A 19,163-nucleotide genomic window follows, 5' to 3' on the forward strand; every position below is an offset into this window, starting at 1 on the left:
GGTCGGCATCGATGCCGACCTGATTTACGGAGCGGGAGTTTCAACCACTTCCTGGCGCGGCCGGAACACATGATTATTGCCGTCCGCCAGCAAACGTTGCAGCAGCTGCTGCCCATCGCGATCGTCAGCCTGCGCAAACTGGCGTTCGGCTTCGGTAATTGGCGTGGACCACAGCAGATTCACGCGGTCGCCATCGCGTTTCGGCAGGCGGAATTGCGCCGCTTCGGGAGCGAGATCGTTGGCCAGCAGGAAGCTTTCAAAGCCAACCGGCGCCACTTCCGACGCCAGCGTATGCCCTTCGCCAATCCAGGTCAGGCGCGCCCACGGCAGATGGGCAAACTCAGCCAGCGCGCTCGCCATCTGCACTGCATTGGCTTCGGTCATCACTTCACCGTCTACCGCCATCGCCAGCTCGACGCGGCGATACTGCGGCGCCAGCTCGTCAAACAGGTGATCCACCTGCGGCATCGGACGGATCCCCATGCCCAGCGTCAGGAAATACCAAACGCCATTGTGCAAGTGCTGCGAAATCGCCATTGGCGGCCAGTTGCCTTGATCGATGGAGTAATATTTTACCGATTCGCCAAATTGCGCCTGATAACACTGCATCAGCTCGCGCTGCACCACATCCCACAAGTGTCCGTCGTGCCAGTCACGCCAGAAGTGACGCTGCTGTTCAGCGCGCGCGTAGTAATCGTTGGTGGAGGCCGATCCCAGCGGTGCGGTCAGGCGATTCTCTTTGATGCAGGCAGCAGAAAAACTCACCTGCTTATCCTGATACAGACTCCAGCCAGGGATCACCGCCAGCAGCTGGCCGTAATACCACAGCGCGGCGCCGTCGTCGCTGGGCTCCCACAGCACCTGCAAGCCGGCGGGATCGAGCATCGGCTCGGCTTCCAGCGTGCGGCAATACTCGGCACTGAGCAGCGGTGCAATGCCCTGCTCCATCGCTTCACGATCTTCCTGCGCGGGCGCAGGCAGCAGGTTACGCAGCCAGCAGCCGCGCACCGCGTATTGGCTGCGAAACAGGTCATTCGGCCAGATATAAAAATAGGCCGTACGCGCATCCTGCTCGACGATCGCGGTTAGTGTGTGTTGCTGATTCGGCACCTCAGCAATCAGAGGTTGGTGGGTCATAACGCCTCGATATTACCTGGAGGAATCCATTTTCCCCGAGAATAGAGCAGGATCGGCACTCGTGCCATGTGACACAAGGGTAAAACTCTCAAAGTGCCAGAAGGGAAAGATGAGTGCGGCTTATCAATTGCCGCTTAACACGCTGACAAGCTTCAGATTAATTTGCGATTCTTTTACAATTTCGCGTGATATGGTTTGCGCATTCACCTCTTTGGAGCTGCCATCATGGTGCTGCAAAACCTCGATCTGAACCTGCGTGACGTGGTTATTTTCGCGATGTTGGTGTGGCTGTTTATCCGTTATACATGGGTGATGACGTCGCTGACGCTATTGCTGGGCGGCGTGGCGTTGCTGGTGTTATTACCGCTTGATATCTATTACAGCCTGCTGCCGCTGGCGCTGATTGGCCTCGGACTTGGCATGATGCTGCACCATTATCAGCAACGTCAGCAGGCACTAAAACGTGAAGCGCGCACACCGCGCACCTACACGCAGAAAGAGGATGAGCTGCATTTGTAACGCTTAGCGGCCCATGCGCTGCATGGCGCGGGTATAAGCGCCGCGCTGAATCGACCAGCGCAGCAGCCCCGCAATCACCGCCATTTCCCGATCCACACGCCACTGCGTTAGCGGCCCAACTGGCTGCTGAATCTGCTGTTGTGCCCAGTCAGGCAACAATCCCATTCCCGCTTTCAGCATCACGCGCATTGCCGGTTTCGCCTGCCAGCTAGGTGCAGGCGCGTTAATCAGCAATTGCATCACCTCCAGCGTGCGCGCATCACAGAGCAACTCGGGCCGCATCATCTGTAGATACGCCTCAACCGCCTGCACGCTTTTCGGCACCCGCTGTGCGCCAAGCGCCTCGGCAACTAATGCCGCTTCCTGATAGTAACGATCCTGATCGGCCAGGCTGAGCTGCGGATTTTTGTAGCGCAGATGCGCCGCCAGAAAACGGCTGGTTTCCGCGACGTGTACCCAAGTGAGCAGATGCGGATCGCTGGCGGCATACGGCTTGCCCGCGTTATCGACACCGGTGACGCGCAGGTGAATCCGTTTGACGCGGTCGATGAGGATGTTGGCATCGGCGGTGTTACCGAAGGTGGTGACGGCGATAAACTGGCTGGTGCGCCGCAGGCGGCCCATCATGTCCTGCCGGAAATTGGAGTGATCCCACACGCCCGCCAGCGCCGCCGGATGCAGCATCTGCAGCATTAAGGCGCTGATACCGCCGCACAGCATCGAGGGGAAGTCGCCATGGACGCGCCAGATTACGTGGTCCGGGCCAAATAAGCCGGGATCGCCAGGCGGTTGCGAAATGTCGAATTCGTTGAGTGACAGGCCGTTGAGGCGGAAGACTTGCTGTTGGATGCGTTCGCGGATGTTCATGGGTTTGTGCTTGTGCGGTTGTTGCCCTCACCCCGGCCCTCTCCCGCACGCGGGAGAGGGAGAGGATCGAGCCGGGATTGAATACCGCACCCATCGGTTCCCTCTCCCGCGTGCGGGAGAGGGTTAGGGTGAGGGGCATCAGCGATTACAGATAATCAAACTGCGCATCCTGAGTGCGCACTGAATCCAGTCCAATCATCACGTTGAATTTGCCTGGCTCGGCAACCTGCTGCATCTTCTGGTTCCAGAATTTCAGCGCATCAACGTCGATCTTAAACTTCACGGTCTGCGATTCACCGGCTTTCAGCATGATGCGCTGGAAGCCGCGCAGCTCCTGCACCGGACGGCTAATGCTGGCGACCGGATCGTTGAGATAGAGCTGCACCACGGTTGCACCATCGCGTTTACCGCTATTGGTCACGGTCACTGACGCTTCCACCGAGCCGTTACGCGGCATAGTGCGTGACGACATCTTCACCGGCGACACCGTGAAGCTGGTGTAGCTCAGGCCGTAACCAAACGGATAAAGCGGACCGTTCACCGCATCGTAGTAGTGCGAGGTGTACTTGTTCGGCTTGACGAAGTTGTAGGGACGACCGGTTGGCAAGTGGTTGTAGTAAATCGGAATCTGGCCCACCGAACGTGGGAAGGAGACCGGCAGCTTGCCCGACGGGTTGTAATCGCCGAACAGCACATCGGCGATCGCGTTACCGCCTTCGGTGCCGCTAAACCAGGTTTCCAGCATCGCATCGGCTTGCTGATCTTCCTTCACCACCGTCAGCGGACGGCCGTTCATCAGCACGATCACCAGCGGTTTGCCGGTGGCTTTCAGTGCGGCCAGCAGCTTCTGCTGACTTTCCGGGATCACCAAATCGCTGCGGCTGGAGGCTTCATGCGCCATGCCTTGCGCTTCACCCACGGCAGCCACCACCACATCAGCTTTTTTCGCCTGCGCTACCGCTTCGTCAATCAGCTCCTGCGGTGAACGCTTGTCCACGCTGACCGCCTGCTCATACAGATTGAGGAAGTCCTGAATGCCTTTGTTGTCGGTGATGTTAGCGCCTTTGGCGTACAGCACCGTGCCTTTGCCCGCCATCGCATTGCGCACGCCTTGCAGCAGCGGAATCGACTGTTTCGCCACGCCGGCGGCCGACCAGCTGCCCATGATGTCGCGCTGGCTATCCGCTAGCGGACCCACTAACGCAATGGTGGCGTCTTTCTTCAGCGGCAGCGTTTCGCGCCAGTTTTTCAGCAGCACAATGCTTTTACGCGCCACGTCACGCGCTTCGGCGCGATGCAAACGGCTTTCCGCATTGGTGTCCTGCGGATCACTCTCTTTCGGCCCTAAATGACTGTAAGGATCGTTAAACAAGCCCATGTCATATTTGACGTTCAGCACATGGCGCGCGGCATCGTCCACTTCCGCCATGCTCACCGCGCCGCTCTTCACCAGGCCCGGCAGATATTTGCTGTAGTACTCGTCGCTCATGCTCATGTCGATGCCTGATTTCATCGCAATGCGCACCGCATCCTGTGGATCGCTGGCCACGCCGTGTTTAATCAGTTCTTTAATCGCACCGTGATCGCTAATGGTGATGCCTTTGAACTTCCAGTCGCCGCGCAGGATGTCTTTCAGCAGCCAACTGTCTGCCGTGGCCGGTGTGCCATTCAATGAGTTAAGCGCCACCATTACGCCACCGCTGCCCGCATCCAATGAGGCTTTATACGGCGGCAGATAATCCTGGAACAGACGCTGCGGGCTCATGTCGACGGTGTTGTAATCTCGTCCACCTTCCACTGCGCCGTAGGCCGCGAAGTGCTTCACGCTGGTCATGATCGAGTAGCGATCCGCCGCGCTTTTGCCCTGCATGGCTTTCACCATGCTGCTGCCCATTTGCGCGCTGAGGAAGGTGTCTTCACCAAAGCCTTCCGAGCTGCGTCCCCAACGAGGTTCGCGGGACACATCAACCATCGGCGCCCACGTCATGTTGAGGCCGTCATCCGCGGCTTCATAAGCAGAGACGCGTCCCACCTCGGCGATGGCATCCAGATCCCAGCTTGCCGCCAGGCCAAGTGGAATCGGGAAAATGGTGCGCTGACCGTGCACCACGTCATAGGCGAAGAACAGCGGAATTTTCAGGCGGCTGAGCTGCATCACCTGATCCTGCATGGCGCGAATATCCTGACGCGTCACGGTGTTAAAAATTGCCCCGACCTGACCGTGCTGAATCATGTCGCGAATCGCCGATTTTGGCGTATCCGGTCCTACGCTGATCAAACGCATCTGCCCGATTTTTTCATCAAGGGTCATTTTGCTGAGCAGCTGATTCACAAAGGCGTCGCGCGCCTGTTCAGTCATCGGATGTGGGCCAAACAGATCGTCCGCGAAAGCGGGTTGCATGGCTAAGGAGACAGCGAGGCTAACAGAGTAAATCCATTTCATCAGGTCGGGTTCTCTTAAGTGACTGCGCAATATCGAAATAACCGGGGCAGTTTGCCACAAGATGAGGATAGCAGGTAGCCGCCATGTCACACCGCGCTCCTGTCGCTGGCGCATGCTACAGTAAAAGCGCCATGTTAAAGACAAGGATAGGCCAATGAATAACAACACTTCGCACCCTACTCTGCTCGCCGAACTGCGTCGTCTGGTCGGATCGTCGAACCTGTTAACCGACGCGGAACAGACCGCGCGCTACCGTAAAGGTTTTCGCTCGGGCGAAGGCGAAGCGCTGGCGGTGATTTTTCCCGGTTCGCTGCTTGAGCTGTGGCGTGCGTTGCAGGCGCTGGTGAGCGCCGATGCGATCATTTTGATGCAGGCCGCCAACACCGGCCTGACCGAAGGTTCCACGCCAAACGGCAACGATTACGATCGTCCAGTGGTGATCATCAGCACCTTGCGTCTGGATAAGTTGCAGCTGATCGACAACGGCAAACAGATCCTCGCCTTCCCCGGCAGTACGCTGTATCAGCTGGAAAAAGCGCTGAAGCCGCTTGGCCGCGAGCCGCATTCGGTGATCGGTTCCTCCTGCATTGGCGCCTCGGTGATGGGCGGGATTTGCAATAACTCGGGCGGTTCGCTGATCAAACGCGGTCCGGCCTACAGCGAAATGGCGCTGTTTGCGCAGATTGATGCCAGCGGCAAACTCAAGCTGGTGAACCATCTCGGCATCGATCTCGGCCATTCGCCGGAAGAGATGTTGGGTCGGCTGGATGACGATCGCTGGCAGCAGAGCGATGTGCGCTGGGATGAACGCCACGCCTCGGATCATGAATACGCCGAACGCGTGCGCGATATCCATGCAGAGACGCCAGCGCGCTTCAACGCCGATGAGCGTCGCCTGTTTGAAGCCTCCGGCTGCGCCGGTAAGTTGGCGGTGTTTGCCGTGCGTCTGGATACCTTCCCCACCGAACCGCAGCAACAGGTGTTCTACATCGGCACCAATAATCCGGCGGAACTGGGCGATATTCGCCGCCATATACTGGCGGAATTTACCCATCTGCCGGTGGCGGGCGAATATATGCACCGCGACATTTTCGACATCGCCGAGGTGTACGGCAAAGATACCTTCGTGATGATTGATAAACTCGGCACCGACAAAATGCCGCTGTTTTTCACCCTGAAAGGCCGCGTGGATGCCTGGCTGGGCAAGCTGAGCTGGGTGAAACCGCATCTCACCGATCATTTATTGCAGCGCATCAGCAGCTGGTTACCGGCGCATCTGCCTAAACGCCTGAAGCAGTATCGCGACAAATATGAGCATCACCTGATGCTGAAGATGTCCGGCGACGGCGTCGCCGAAGCGCAGGCCTATCTGACCGAATATTTCCGCGAAGGCGGCGGCGCGTTCTTCGCCTGTGACGCCAAAGAGGGCGCGCACGCGTTCCTGCATCGCTTTGCCGCCGCCGGTGCTGCGGTGCGCTATCACGCGGTGCATGCCGATGAAGTGGAAGACATTCTGGCGCTGGATATCGCGCTGCGTCGTAATGATGAAGCGTGGTTTGAACGCCTGCCGCCCGAGTTCGATAACGATCTGATCCACCGTCTCTACTACGGCCACTTCTTCTGCCACGTCTTCCATCAGGATTACATCGTGAAAAAAGGCGTGGATGCACATGCGTTAAAAGAGAAGATGCTGGCGATTTTAGCCGCGCGCGGCGCCGAGTATCCGGCCGAGCATAACGTGGGCCATCTGTATCAGGCGAAACCGCAGCTGCAGGCGTTTTATCAGCAGCTCGATCCCACCAACAGTTTTAATCCAGGAATTGGGAAAACCAGTAAGCAGAAGGGTTGGGCGGTGAAAGTTTGAGACCGGGCGGTGGCGGTAAAGGTGCCCTTTTTAGCAGCACTCACTGAAGCTTCGGAGCAGGCCGGGGACGCTTTTGGGCCGGCAATCCGCAGCGCTGAACGAAGCGAGGAAGCCAGGAGAGCCCGCAGGACGCGGGCGAAAGGCGGAGCCGGGACAGGGACGTCCCGTCTCCGCCGGTCCGTCAGGCAAACGAGCGAAGTGAAGGTACCGCGCAAGCGGCGCGAGGACCGCCGGACCAAAAATGGCCCCGGCCTGCGCACTCGTCGTCGGCTTAACTGACGAGCATTAGGCCATAAATGGCCACCCTACGCATTTATGGCAACGGATCGCTTTGCTGATCTTGTGCTGCGGCCACGGCGCGGCGCTCGATGATCATGGTCTGCGGCGTCGAAAGCATAATGCCCTCTTTACGCAGACGCGTCAGAATATCGAACAGCAGATCGCTCTTGGCACCGGAAATCTGGCGTTGACCGGCAACGTTGCCGGTGACGCTCAACACGATACCCGCCGGCGTCAAATCTTTGAACGACACGGACGGCTCCGGCGTCTCCAGAATACGTTCGTTCTCCTGATACACTTCCAGCAGAATTTCACGCACCCGCACCGGATCGATATCCAGCGGGAACGTCAGCAAGATGGTGACCACGCCCTGCGCGTTACCCATGGTGGCGTTACGCACGTTCTGCGAAATAAACTGCGAGTTCGGCACAATCACCGTCGATTTGTCGCCGAGCTGAATTTCGGTGGCGCGCACGTTAATACGACGGATATCCCCTTCAATGCCGCTGATGCTCACCAGATCGCCCACTTTCACCGGACGCTCGGTCAACAGAATCAGGCCGGAAATAAAGTTCTTCACGATCTCCTGTAAGCCGAAACCGATACCGACCGACAAGGCGCTCACAATCCACGCCAGTTTGTTCCACTGCAGGCCCATAATCGAGAGCGTCAGCAGGATAATCAGCACGTAACCGATATTGCTGAACAGCGTCACCAGCGACACGCGCATGCCGACGTCCATGGTGGTTTTGGGCAGGAAATCTTTATCCAGCCAGCGACGCACCGAACGCAGCACGTAAATGCCCACCACCAGACAGAGAATCGCGTTGACCATGTGCGCCGGCACAATGTTCAGTGACTCCAGCCCTTTGCCGCCCCAGAACTCAATCACCTTCTGGATCAGCTCAATTGGCGTTGATGAGGCAAAGGTGCCGTTCAGCAGTGCCAGCGCCAGAATGGCAATCAGCACGGTTTTACCCAGCGCGCTGAGCAGCGTCGCCGCCTGTTGCAGGTAACGCTCATCAATATTCAGCGTGGTTTGCAGGCGCTTGCCGGTGGCATTGCTGGTGGAGAACAGGCTTTCGCAGCCGTCATTCACCAGATGGCTGAGGAAGTAGAACGAACCAAACAAAATGCCGCACCAAATCACTTCATAGCTAAGGAAGCGCGCCAGCGTGACGTAACCGATGATCAGTGAAATCAGGATGCCGAGCGCCGTCAGCATCAGCGCCAGCTGCACCAATCCCACCAGCGTTGAACGCGCTTCAGGCTGCTGACCTTCCTGCACCATGCGACGGCGTACGCGGTTGATGCGCATGCCGATCGCCAGTCCAGTGCTGCCAATCAGCAGCGCGGTCAAGCCGTTAGCAAAAATGGTGGTATTCAGGCTGGTGCCGACACTGTAGTTGAAGGCTTCCACCGTCTGGAAAATAAACACCAGCGCCGCAGTGAACGGCGGGAACGGCTTCAGAGCTTGCGCGACTTCGTTGGAGATGGCCGGCAAACGCCAGCTTGGGCGACGTGTGGAGAGGAACGCGCGGCCTAAGCCGGCAATCAAGCCGCAATAGACGCTGAGCTGCACCAGGCGATCAACAAAATCCTGCACATCACCCGAGACTTCATCACGGCGCGTAAAGGCCAGCGCGATGAAGTTAAAGGTGATCACCACCGCGGCCAGCGTGGTGAGCGCGGTGGTGGCGGCGAGGAAGCTGCGACGTAAGCGCCCTTCCGGCATCTTATGAATGCTGACCCAGGCAAAGAACTCTTCGCTGTAGCGACGGCCCAGCGTCATCACCAGCATCGCGGCAAACAGCCAGGCCACGGTGCCGAAACGCCAGCCAGATTCCCACGACAGCGCGGCGGTGTCCTGCAATTCAGTAATGAACTCGCTGATCTTCTCGCCATCAAGATCCTGACTGCTAACCAGCGGCGCCCAGAAGCGCGGGCCAAGGATACTGCCAGAGTTCAGCGCCAGCTGGCTTTTCAGCTGGTCACGACGCAGGTTGACGATCTGCGATGACAGCACCAGCGCACCGTTTTTGATGCCATCGGCTTGTTTGATCTGATCGTCCAGCTTGGCTTTCTGGCTCTCCAGCGCCGCACGTTTGCGCGTCACTTCAGGCGTCTCTTTCACGCCGCTATCGGCTTTCGGTGCCGGGCCAAGAACCGCCAATTGTGCATCCAATTGCTGGCCCTGCGGGATCAACGCCTGGCCGAGGGTTTCGGCATTACCGGAAAGCTCCAGCGCCATCTCATTAAGCTGGTTGAGCTGGCTTTCATTGGTATCGCCCGAGACCTGGCCTTTAATTTTGTCGAGAATTTTCTGCATCTTAGGCAGCTCGACCGAGGCATTCACCTTGGGTGCGGCGTCCTCCGCCTGATCGTTGGGCGGCGTATCTGCGGCCACGCTCAGCGTGGGAGCTAACAGCACAAGCAGCAGTAAAAACGGGGTAAACAGATGACGAAACTTGAACATATGAATGAGATTCCAGCGTAATAACAGCCGATAAACGCAAGTGCGATCGTGAATGGCGGCTAGTTTAAGACGTTGCCGACACTGAAACTATAGGAATGAAGGTGTAAAACTTTGGCGCTAACGATAAGCGTTTTTGCAGATGAGCTTAACAACACAACGCACAATCTGTAGCGGCGTAATCTATTGCGCATCCTGCAGAATCTGCAATGGGCAATAGATTGCGCCGCTACGGTATGTGCGTGCTTTAAATCCAGTTATTCATTATTCGCGGTCAAACCTGATTTCTGCTTCTTATACGCCAGCGCAGCGGCCGGAACCGGTGCGGCTTTGCCGGTTTCCAGCCAGTCGCGCAGGCGGTTGGCATCGGCGAAATGGGTATATTTACCAAAGGCATCCAGCACCACCAGCGCCACCGGACGGTTGTTGATCACCGTGCGCATCACCAGACAGTGCCCGGCTTCATCGGTATAACCGGTTTTGGTCAGCTGGATGCGCCAGTCGTTTTTGTACACCAGATGATTGGTGTTACGGAACGGCAGCGCGTAGCTCGGATGTTTGAATACGGCGGTGTCTTCTTTGGTGGTGCTCAGTTCGCCAATCAGCGGGTACTGTCGCGTGGCTTTCAACAGCTTGACCAGATCTTCCGCGCTGGAAACGTTCTGAATCGACAGGCCCGTTGGCTCGACATAGCGCGTGTGCGTCATGCCAAGTGAGCGTGCTTTGGCGTTCATGGCGCGAATAAACGCATCGTAACCGCCCGGATAGTGATGCGCCAGGCTGGCGGCAGCGCGGTTTTCCGAGGACATCAGCGCCAGTAGCAGCATGTTGCGGCGGCTAATTTCGCTGTTCAGTTTGACGCGGGAGAACACGCCGCGCATCTCAGCGGTATGGCTGATATCCACCGACAGCATTTCATCCATCGGCAGTTTGGCATCCAACACCACCATCGCCGTCATCACTTTGGTGAGTGAGGCGATCGGACGTACGCGGTTAGGATGGCTGGAAAACAGCACTTTGTTGTTTTCCAGATCGACAATCATGGCACTGCCGGAGGCGATTTGCGGTTGGGCAATCGGCGCCAGGTTTGCGAGTGCCGCCGGCGCAGCGAGCGCGGGCGTTATAGCGGCTGGCGCGGCGACAAACAGCGCCAGCGACAGCAAGGAAATACGCATTTTTGCAGACATCGTGTCAAAAAAATCCGGTCAGGAGTTTTGCGCTGTGTTGAGACACAGGCCGCCCGCAACAATCCAGACGGGATGCGGGCTGGCAGCAGTATCATACGCACTTACCTGAGAAATTTCTTATTGAGATTGTTTCCGGGCGTTAAAAAGGTCGCCATGAATGACGACCTTATGAGATAGGTGCGTGTTGCGGGAAGGTCGCCATTGATGCCGACCAGGCTTTCCTCAGAACAATCGTGGCCCGTAACCCCACAGAACCACTGTCAGCGCCAGCAGCACTTCAAACACCAGCACACCAATCGCCAATGTCGATCCGGAGAAGCGCAAGCTCTCATCACGGTCGATGCTCAGGAACACCGGGATGCCGACGTAAAGCAGATAACCGGTGTAAACCAGCGCCATCGCGCCCACCAGCACGCACAGCCACACCAGCGGATAGAGCGCCACCAGCCCGCTGAGGAACAGCGGCGTGGCCACATAGCCGGCAAACACCGTACAGCGCTGCAAGCTGGGACGCTGCGGATAGTTACGCGCCATCCAGTGGATCACGCGGCCCATTACCGCCACGCCGCCGAGGATAATCAGATAGAACAGAATGCCGAGACCGATACCGGTCAGTAGATTGAGTTGTACGAACTGCCCTTCGCCCAAATTCCAGCCCAGCTGCGTGGTACCGATAAAGGCGCAGATCACCGGGATCGCCGCCATTAGCAGAACATGATGGGTGTAATGGTGCGAAACGCTCTCATTTTCCTGTTTAATATCGCGCATTTCCTGACCTGGATGCGCCAGTAAACCCCAGACATGATTCATACATTTACTCCTTTGCTGCGATGGGCTGCCCTTACAGCCAACGGCCTGATCAACGGAGGCAGCGTTAGCTCAAGTATAATCGTCGTCACCGTTTTTGCGGGCCACCACACAAATTAAGCCGCTGGTATACACTAATAGCGATTTCACACTTTGCAGGGAGGATAATTTGCATCTCGATATCAATGGATTAATTACCCAATACGGTTATCTGGCGCTGCTGATTGGTTGTATTGCCGAAGGGGAAACGTTCACGTTGTTAGGCGGTGTGGCGGCGCATGAAGGCTTATTGCACTTCAGCGGCGTGGTGCTGGCGGCGATGATCGGCGGCATTATTGGCGATCAGCTGCTGTTCTGGCTGGGACGCCGTTATGGCACGCGCATTTTGCGCCGTTTCAGTAAACATCAGGAAACAATTGGTAAGGCTAAGCGGCTCATTCAAAAACACCCGAGCCTGTTCGTGATTGGCGTGCGTTTTATGTACGGCTTTCGCATTGTCGGGCCGATCATTATTGGCACCAGCCGCCTCAAGCCGCTGCGTTTCTTCATTCTGAACGTGATTGGTGCGGCGCTGTGGGCGCTGATCTTTGTCTCGCTTGGCTACTTTGCCGGACAAATTGTCGCGCCGTGGCTGCACAAGATCGATCAGCACCTCAAGCCGCTGTTATGGCTGGCGGCGGCGGTGATTTTTGGCATCGTCTTGCGTTACATCATTCGCCACTGGAATCACCGCCGCGCCGGTTGATTACGAGTGGTACCCCTTAAACTGCGGATTGGCCAACATGAAACCACCGTCGACAATAAACGATTGTCCGGTGGTATAAGTTGCCCACTCCGAACAGAGCCACGCCACTAAACTCGCCACTTCACGCGTATCGCCGGGACGCCCAATCGGGATTTCCGGCATACGTCGTCCTTGCTGGTCATCTTTCATATCGTTCATCGCCGTGGCAATTGCGCCCGGTGCGACCGCGTTCACCAGAATGTGGTGCGGTAAGAGACTCAGCGCCATCGATTTGGTCAAGCCGCCGAGCGCATGTTTGGCAGCGGTATAGGCGGTGGCATCCGGCAGCGGCGTGTGTTCATGCACCGACGTAATGTTGATGATGCGTCCGCCGTCGCCCTGATCAACCATATGGCGCGCGGCAATCTGCCCGCAAAGAAACGCGCCATCGACATCCACGTTGAACACTTTGCGCCAATCCTCAAAGGTGACATCGAGAAAGTCGGCTTTGGTCATCACGCCGGCATTACACACCAATACGTCAATGCGCCCCAGCGAGTTGATCAGCTGCGTCAGTTGCTGTGCGCCGGCTTGCGGATCGGAGAGATCAACCTGCCGCACCTGCGCCTGCTGTCCACGGCTTTCCACCATGCGCGCGGTTTCCTGGGCGCCCTCTTCATCCGAACTCCAGGTGATGCCCAGCGTATAACCCGCTTCGGCCAGCATCACCGCACAGCTGCGACCAATGCCTGAACTGGATCCGGTAACCACAGCGACTTTCTGTTTTCCTAAGCTCATAACATTCTCCTGATTGAGGGTGTCTTTACAGTATAGAAGTTATCCTTCTGTGCCTCGGGGCCGCCGAATCTGCCGTTTCGTCTATAGTTAACAATTACCTACGGCAAAGGGGGCACGATGAGCGAGATTAAACGCAGAATAGACGACCATGGCGTGATTGGTGATTTACGCACCTGCGCACTGATTGCTAACGATGGCACCATCGATTATCTCTGCTGGCCGGCGCTTGATAGCCCGTCAATTTTCGCCGCGCTACTGGACAGCGATGTGGCCGGCCTGTTCTCCCTCGCGCCGGACTGGAAAAATGCCCGCCAGCAACAGCTCTATTTACCGGATACCAATATTCTGCAAACCCGCTGGCTGGATGACGCGGGCGTGGCAGAGATCACCGATTACATGCCGATCTGCGATGAGCAGAGCAAAGTGCCGCGTATCGTGCGCCGCGTAAAGATGGTACGCGGCACCGCCACCTTTCATCTGCTGTGTGCGCCACGCCACGACTACGCGCGTGCCGAAACCACCACCGAACTGCGGCCCGGCGGTATCGCTTTCCTTGCGTCGGGACAACCGGCGTTGCGCCTCAGCGCTTCAGTGGTGATGACGCGCGAGAACCACAGCGCGGTGGCGGAATTTACCCTGAAAGCTGGGGAAACCGCTGAGTTTGTCTTTGGTAACGATGACGATCCTAACGTGGCCACCATCGCCACCGAGCACTGTTTCCACGACACGCTGGAGTACTGGCGACGCTGGAGCAGCCACAGTTCCTATCGCGGCCGCTGGCAGGAGATGGTGACGCGTTCGGCGCTGGCGCTGAAGTTACTCACTTCGCATCAGCACGGTTCCATCGCCGCCGCCGCCACCTTCGGCTTACCCGAAGAGTTGGGCGGCGAGCGCAACTGGGATTATCGCGCCTCGTGGATCCGCGATGCCTCATTCAGCATGTACGCGCTGATGCGCCTCGGCTACACCGAAGAAGCGCGCGACTTTACCAAATGGGTCGGCCGCTGCGTCGAGCACAGCCACGACGACACGCCGCACCTGCAAGTGATGTATCGCCTCGACAGCGGCACCGAGCTACACGAAACCGAGCTGCTCAATCTTTCCGGCTACGCCAATTCACGTCCGGTGCGCATCGGCAATGATGCCTGGCGCCAGACGCAGCTCGATATTTACGGCGAGCTGATGGATGCCATCTACCTCGCCAATAAATATGGCGAGGCAATTTCGCATCGCGGCTGGAAGTATGTCTCCGATATGATCGATTACGTCTGCGTGAACTGGAATCAGCCCGATGCCGGGATCTGGGAGATGCGCGGCGAGCCGGAACATTTCCTGCATTCACGCCTGATGTGTTGGGTCGCGCTCGATCGCGCACTGCGCCTTGGCCTGAAACGTTCGCTGCCGATGCCGTACGACCGCTGGGATAAGGTGCGCAGCGAGATCCGCGACGATATCTGGCAGAACTTCTGGAACCCGGAGCTGGGCCATTTCACCGCGACGCGCGGCGGTAATTTCCTGGATGCTTCGATGCTGCTGATGCCGCTGGTGCGCTTTGTCAGCTCCACCGATCCCGACTGGATTTCGACGCTGGACGCGATTAAAACGCATCTGGTGAGCGACGGTTTAGTCCGACGCTATAACATTCACGAGACGCCTGCCGATGCTTTAACCGGCGGAGAAGGATCTTTCGGTGCCTGCTCATTCTGGTATGTGGAGTGTCTGGCGCGAGCCGGTCGCGTACATGAGGCGCATTTTGAGTTTGAAAAGCTGCTGAGTTACGCCAATCCGCTTGGTTTGTACGCCGAAGAGTTCACCTCACACGGCGAAGCGTTGGGTAACATGCCGCAGGCGTTGACGCATCTGGCGTTAATCAGTGCCGCTTTTTTCCTCAATCGTAAACTGAGTAATGAAGTGACGCTGTGGCAGCCGTAAAAATTCACATTTTGGGCTGCGGATCGAAGGGAATTATCGGGTAAAGACAAGGAATTGCGTAAAGTATTTGCAGCCAGTAAAAATCCTGATTTCCATCAATGCGCCAATGCACATATAATGCGCAGCGGGTCATACTGACCACGATGGATTCGACACACTGACAAGCCTGAAACATGGCCATAACGACTTGAAAAACATGAAAATGAGCATTCGCGCGTTCGCTTCACTCGCCCTCGCACTGGCGGCGTTCAGCCAGTCGGCATTTGCAGTAGTCTATCCGCTGCCGCCGGCTAACAGCCGTCTGATCGGCGAAAACATTGAAATCACTGTCCCTGATGACAGCAAACTTCCGCTGGAAGCCTTTGCTGCACAGTATCAGATGGGCCTCAGCAATATGCTGGAAGCCAATCCGGGCGTTGACGTTTATCTGCCAAAAGCTGGCACTAAAATGATCATCCCACAGCAGCTGATTCTGCCTGACGCGCCGCGTGAAGGCATCGTGATCAACAGCGCTGAGATGCGTCTTTACTACTACCCGAAAGGCACCAAGACCGTGGTCGTGCTGCCAATCGGTATCGGCGAGCTGGGTAAAGATACGCCGGTCAACTGGACGACCAAGGTTGAGCGTAAGAAAGATGGCCCAACCTGGACACCAACCAAAGCGATGCACGCAGAATATGCGGCACGCGGCGAGAGCATTCCTGCGGTGTTCCCAGCGGGTCCGGATAACCCGATGGGCCTGCACGCGCTCTATATCGGCCGCCTGTATGCGATTCACGGCACCAACGCCAACTTCGGTATCGGCCTGCGCGTAAGCCACGGCTGTGTGCGTCTGCGTGCTGACGACATCAAATGGCTGTTCGACAACGTGCCGGTTGGTACGCGCGTACAGTTCATCGATCAGCCGGTGAAAGCCACCGTTGAGCCAGATGGTTCGCGCTACGTGGAAGTACACAATCCGCTGTCGACCACCGAAGAGCAGTTCAATTCACGCGAAGTGGTGCCGATCAATCTGACTTCCGCTGTGACCAAAGTGATTGCCGATGCCAGCACCAACCAGGATGCGGTCAACAACGCTATCCAGGCGCGTAACGGTATGCCGATCAAAATCAACGGTCCAGCTGGCGAAGTGCAGCCAGCACCGGTGCCGGTTCAGGAGTCTTCTGACGCATTGCCGAAAGAAGAGCCAATGACACCGCAAGGTATCAATGGCGCAGCGCCAGCAGCGCAGCCGGCCACCAGCCTGTAATCGCGCGTTAAGACGCGCAATAAATTGCGCCGCTACAGATATATGCACCTACCGTAGCGGCGCGATTCATCGCGCAACGTCAATCAATCACGCGGTCGTCGAAACGCCAGCCAACCCGCCACCAGGGTAAACGCCAGTACTACTAACACCAGCAGCAAAAAGCCGTGCGGATTATTCGCCAGCGGAATCCCGCCCACGTTCATGCCAAAAAATCCCGCCACGATATTGATCGGCAGCGCCAGCACGGTGATCACTGTCAGCAAAAACAGCGTGCGGTTGCTCTGCTCCATCAATCGTGCGGCAATCTCTTCCTGTAGCAAACGAATCCGCTCCATCAAACTCGCCAAATCATTCAGCGCCACGCTGAACTCTTCGGTGAAAATTCGCAGCTCGCCCAGGGGTTCACGCTTTAGCCATTTGGGCGGACGATTCAGCAAGCGGAACAGCGCCGCCGGTTCCGGTGCCAGCAAACGCTGCACGCGCAGCAGCATACGACGCAGTTGTCCCAGCTCGCGGCGATTGGTTTTGATCGCCGCACTCAGCAAGCGCTCTTCAATCGCATCCACCGCCTGACTGGAACGCCGCACCACTTGCTCCAGCTGCGCTTCCTGCTCGCCAAGCAGCCATAGCAGCATCGCATCCGGCTCGGCGAACTTCAGTTCATTCATCTGCTGATGCATGCGTTCGATCATGCCAACCGGGCGAAAACGCGCGGTGACCACCACACGCGGGCAGCACCACATCCACAACGTGGCGTTCTGCGTGCTGCGCTCCTCTTTACTGAAGGTGACGTCATTGAGTACCGCCAGCAGCGCATCGTTTTGCTGGGCTAAACGGGTGCGCGGCGAAGCAGAATGTATCTCGTCGAAAAAATCGTGGTCTACGCCAAAGTGGTCCTGAACCCAGCGTTCAGCACGCGCGTGATTAAGGTTGATGTGCAGCCAGATAAAGGTCGACTCCGGCAGCTGCTGCTGCGATAGCTGGGCCGCTTCGCGTGCATTGAGCCGCTGTGGCAGCGACGCGGGCGTAAACAGATAACCATGAATCAGTCCGGCGACGTCGTTATTGAAGTCCGGCAGCGAGGCGAGCGGTAGTACGGGCTGGAGCATTAGCAGGTCATTCCCGAGCGGTCAGATCCACAGCGTGCTACAGGGATGTTGCAGCAAGATGACACCGGGCGTGCGCCATCATCATTCTGTCATACAAACCACGTATCACACTGCCATTAACGGGTGCCGTTCGAGCATCGTGATTTAACACTGAGGTGTTTTATGGCTGAAAACAGTTTACCTGCATCGACCTCCTCGTCCCACACCGGACGCCCGAACCTTAACCGCGGCAACGGCCCTGCCTCACGCCTGATCTTTGTACTGTTGCTGATCGCTGGCCTGCTGTATGCCGGCATCAACCTGTTTAATGACGTTGAAGAGACCGGTGCGCCGGTCACCAGCTACATACCGTTCCTGCTGCTCGGCGTGGCGCTGATCATTGCGCTCGGTTTTGAATTTGTGAACGGTTTCCACGATACCGCCAACGCCGTCGCCACGGTGATCTACACCCATTCGCTGTCGCCGGGCGTGGCGGTGATGTGGTCCGGTTTCTGTAACTTTTTGGGCGTGCTGCTCTCCAGCGGCGTGGTGGCGTTCGGCATCATCTCGCTGCTGCCGGTGGAGTTAATTCTGCAAGCGGGCAGCGGCCACGGCTTTGCCATGGTCTATGCGCTGCTGTTCTCGGCGATTATCTGGAACCTCGGCACCTGGTATTTTGGTTTACCGGCCTCCTCTTCGCATACGCTGATCGGTTCGATTATCGGCGTTGGCGTGGCGAACGCCTTGCTGCATGGCCGCAGCGGCACCAGCGGCGTGGATTGGGATCAGGCAATTAAAGTCGGGTATGCGCTGCTGCTGTCGCCGATTGTCGGCTTCGTCTGCGCCGCACTGCTGCTGCTGGCGATGAAAGCCTTTATCCGCAATCGCCAGCTGTATGAAGCGCCGAAGGGCAACCAGCCGCCGCCGGTGTGGATTCGCGGCTTGCTGATCCTCACCTGCACCGGCGTCTCTTTCGCGCACGGCTCGAATGACGGGCAGAAAGGCATGGGCCTAATCATGCTGATTCTGGTCGGCACCATGCCGATTGCCTACGCGTTGAACCGCTCGCTGCCGCCGGAGCAGATTCCGCGCGTCGCCGCCTTAACTCAGGTGACGGAACAGCAGCTGCTGACGCTGCAACAGGCGCCCGCCGCCATGCCCGCGCCGCGCGAGGTGCTGACCGAATTCGTGCGCACCAGCCAGACTCGTCCACAGGTGTTGCCGGCGCTCGGCATGATGCTGGGCGATATCGGCGATCAGATTCGTCGCTACGGCGCAGTGGAGAATATCCCGGCGCAGGCGGTGACCAACACGCGAAACGACATGTATCTGGCCTCCGAAACCATTAAGCATCTGCAAAGCGCCAAAGTAGCGCTGCCGGAAGAGACCGCGCGCAACCTGGCGGCGGTGAAGAAAGAGCTGGATGCCGCCACGCGCTTTATCCCGATGTGGGTGAAAGTGGTGGTGGCGATAGCGCTGGGTCTCGGCACCCTGGTTGGCTGGCGTCGCATTGTGGTGACGGTGGGCGAACGCATAGGCAAAACCCATCTGACCTACGCGCAAGGTGCCAGCGCTGAGCTGGTAGCGATGGCGACCATCGGCGCGGCCGACGCGTTTGGCCTGCCGGTTTCTACTACCCATGTGCTCTCTTCCGGCGTCGCCGGTACGATGGCCGCCAACCGTTCAGGTCTGCAACTCGCCACCATCCGCAATCTGGCGATGGCGTGGGTGCTGACGCTGCCGGTATCCGTGTTACTTTCGGGGCTGCTTTACGCCCTGTTTATCCACTTTTAACT

General features: G+C 57.6%; 14 protein-coding genes. 6 read left to right on the forward strand and 8 right to left on the reverse strand.

The window, feature by feature from the left end; genetic code table 11:
* Positions 1 to 24: 24 nt before the first annotated feature.
* Positions 25 to 1,137 carry a suppressor of fused domain protein gene (locus ACVLVH_RS09725; RefSeq protein WP_498949302.1) on the reverse strand — a complete coding sequence of 371 codons (1,113 nt, stop codon included), beginning with the start codon at positions 1,135 to 1,137 and terminating at the stop codon, positions 25 to 27.
* A gap of 225 nt (positions 1,138 to 1,362) precedes the next feature.
* Here ACVLVH_RS09725 and ACVLVH_RS09730 point away from each other — a divergent pair, with 225 nt between their 5' ends.
* Positions 1,363 to 1,656: a hypothetical protein gene (locus ACVLVH_RS09730; RefSeq protein WP_110865780.1), complete on the forward strand. Its 294-nt coding sequence runs from the start codon at positions 1,363 to 1,365 to the stop codon at positions 1,654 to 1,656.
* Positions 1,657 to 1,659: 3 nt separating this feature from the next.
* Here ACVLVH_RS09730 and ACVLVH_RS09735 read toward each other — a convergent pair whose 3' ends face one another.
* Together ACVLVH_RS09735 and bglX are read right to left on the reverse strand one after the other, a co-directional pair.
* Positions 1,660 to 2,523 (reverse strand): oxygenase MpaB family protein, encoded by an 864-nt coding sequence (locus ACVLVH_RS09735; protein ID WP_192414235.1) that lies wholly within the window; start codon positions 2,521 to 2,523, stop codon positions 1,660 to 1,662.
* A 145-nt stretch (positions 2,524 to 2,668) separates the two neighbouring features.
* Positions 2,669 to 4,966, reverse strand: a complete 2,298-nt coding sequence (gene bglX, locus ACVLVH_RS09740; RefSeq protein WP_498949304.1) for a beta-glucosidase BglX — start codon at positions 4,964 to 4,966, stop codon at positions 2,669 to 2,671.
* Between the two features lie 154 nt (positions 4,967 to 5,120).
* On the opposite strand from bglX, the gene dld reads away from it, so the two are divergent.
* Positions 5,121 to 6,830 (forward strand): D-lactate dehydrogenase, encoded by a 1,710-nt coding sequence (dld, locus tag ACVLVH_RS09745; protein ID WP_312465215.1) that lies wholly within the window; start codon positions 5,121 to 5,123, stop codon positions 6,828 to 6,830.
* Positions 6,831 to 7,143: 313 nt separating this feature from the next.
* Here dld and ACVLVH_RS09750 read toward each other — a convergent pair whose 3' ends face one another.
* From ACVLVH_RS09750 to ACVLVH_RS09760, 3 genes are all read right to left on the reverse strand, one after another.
* Positions 7,144 to 9,585, reverse strand: a complete 2,442-nt coding sequence (locus ACVLVH_RS09750) for a DUF3772 domain-containing protein (protein WP_101763157.1) — start codon at positions 9,583 to 9,585, stop codon at positions 7,144 to 7,146.
* A gap of 254 nt (positions 9,586 to 9,839) precedes the next feature.
* On the reverse strand, positions 9,840 to 10,769 hold the full coding sequence (gene pbpG / locus ACVLVH_RS09755) for a D-alanyl-D-alanine endopeptidase (RefSeq protein ID WP_137385419.1): 930 nt from the start codon (positions 10,767 to 10,769) through the stop codon (positions 9,840 to 9,842).
* 222 nt (positions 10,770 to 10,991) lie between these two features.
* A complete protein-coding gene (locus tag ACVLVH_RS09760) occupies positions 10,992 to 11,579 on the reverse strand; it encodes a Yip1 family protein (protein ID WP_101763159.1) in 588 nt (195 codons plus the stop codon).
* Positions 11,580 to 11,745: 166 nt separating this feature from the next.
* Between ACVLVH_RS09760 and ACVLVH_RS09765 the strand changes: the two genes are divergently transcribed.
* Positions 11,746 to 12,321 carry a DedA family protein gene (locus tag ACVLVH_RS09765; RefSeq protein ID WP_110865775.1) on the forward strand — a complete coding sequence of 192 codons (576 nt, stop codon included), beginning with the start codon at positions 11,746 to 11,748 and terminating at the stop codon, positions 12,319 to 12,321.
* Here the strand turns inward: ACVLVH_RS09765 and ACVLVH_RS09770 are convergent, their stop codons facing one another.
* On the reverse strand, positions 12,322 to 13,098 hold the full coding sequence (locus ACVLVH_RS09770; RefSeq protein ID WP_110865774.1) for an SDR family oxidoreductase: 777 nt from the start codon (positions 13,096 to 13,098) through the stop codon (positions 12,322 to 12,324). It abuts the gene before it with no gap.
* Between the two features lie 117 nt (positions 13,099 to 13,215).
* Between ACVLVH_RS09770 and ACVLVH_RS09775 the strand changes: the two genes are divergently transcribed.
* Entirely contained in the window at positions 13,216 to 15,030 is a 1,815-nt protein-coding gene (locus ACVLVH_RS09775) for a glycoside hydrolase family 15 protein (RefSeq protein WP_498949306.1), read from the forward strand.
* A gap of 196 nt (positions 15,031 to 15,226) precedes the next feature.
* The gene (locus tag ACVLVH_RS09780) at positions 15,227 to 16,279 is read left to right on the forward strand and encodes a L,D-transpeptidase family protein (protein WP_101763163.1); all 1,053 of its coding nucleotides are present in this window, start codon (positions 15,227 to 15,229) and stop codon (positions 16,277 to 16,279) included.
* Between the two features lie 83 nt (positions 16,280 to 16,362).
* Here ACVLVH_RS09780 and ACVLVH_RS09785 read toward each other — a convergent pair whose 3' ends face one another.
* Positions 16,363 to 17,388, reverse strand: a complete 1,026-nt coding sequence (locus ACVLVH_RS09785) for a transporter (protein ID WP_101763164.1) — start codon at positions 17,386 to 17,388, stop codon at positions 16,363 to 16,365.
* Positions 17,389 to 17,550: 162 nt separating this feature from the next.
* Here ACVLVH_RS09785 and ACVLVH_RS09790 point away from each other — a divergent pair, with 162 nt between their 5' ends.
* Positions 17,551 to 19,161: an inorganic phosphate transporter gene (locus ACVLVH_RS09790; RefSeq protein ID WP_462062595.1), complete on the forward strand. Its 1,611-nt coding sequence runs from the start codon at positions 17,551 to 17,553 to the stop codon at positions 19,159 to 19,161.
* The last annotated feature ends 2 nt before the right edge of the window (positions 19,162 to 19,163 follow it).

Source organism: Kluyvera sp. 1366, assembly GCF_054823405.1.

Bases quoted from the DNA above. Each gene is read 5' to 3' on its own strand.
- ACVLVH_RS09725 (WP_498949302.1), bottom strand. From the start codon at position 1,137: ATGACCCACCAACCTCTGATTGCTGAGGTGCCGAATCAGCAACACACA.
- ACVLVH_RS09730 (WP_110865780.1), top strand. From the start codon at position 1,363: ATGGTGCTGCAAAACCTCGATCTGAACCTGCGTGACGTGGTTATTTTC.
- ACVLVH_RS09735 (WP_192414235.1), bottom strand. From the start codon at position 2,523: ATGAACATCCGCGAACGCATCCAACAGCAAGTCTTCCGCCTCAACGGC.
- bglX (WP_498949304.1), bottom strand. From the start codon at position 4,966: ATGAAATGGATTTACTCTGTTAGCCTCGCTGTCTCCTTAGCCATGCAA.
- dld (WP_312465215.1), top strand. From the start codon at position 5,121: ATGAATAACAACACTTCGCACCCTACTCTGCTCGCCGAACTGCGTCGT.
- ACVLVH_RS09750 (WP_101763157.1), bottom strand. From the start codon at position 9,585: ATGTTCAAGTTTCGTCATCTGTTTACCCCGTTTTTACTGCTGCTTGTG.
- pbpG (WP_137385419.1), bottom strand. From the start codon at position 10,769: ATGTCTGCAAAAATGCGTATTTCCTTGCTGTCGCTGGCGCTGTTTGTC.
- ACVLVH_RS09760 (WP_101763159.1), bottom strand. From the start codon at position 11,579: ATGAATCATGTCTGGGGTTTACTGGCGCATCCAGGTCAGGAAATGCGC.
- ACVLVH_RS09770 (WP_110865774.1), bottom strand. From the start codon at position 13,098: ATGAGCTTAGGAAAACAGAAAGTCGCTGTGGTTACCGGATCCAGTTCA.
- ACVLVH_RS09775 (WP_498949306.1), top strand. From the start codon at position 13,216: ATGAGCGAGATTAAACGCAGAATAGACGACCATGGCGTGATTGGTGAT.
- ACVLVH_RS09780 (WP_101763163.1), top strand. From the start codon at position 15,227: ATGAAAATGAGCATTCGCGCGTTCGCTTCACTCGCCCTCGCACTGGCG.
- ACVLVH_RS09785 (WP_101763164.1), bottom strand. From the start codon at position 17,388: ATGCTCCAGCCCGTACTACCGCTCGCCTCGCTGCCGGACTTCAATAAC.
- ACVLVH_RS09790 (WP_462062595.1), top strand. From the start codon at position 17,551: ATGGCTGAAAACAGTTTACCTGCATCGACCTCCTCGTCCCACACCGGA.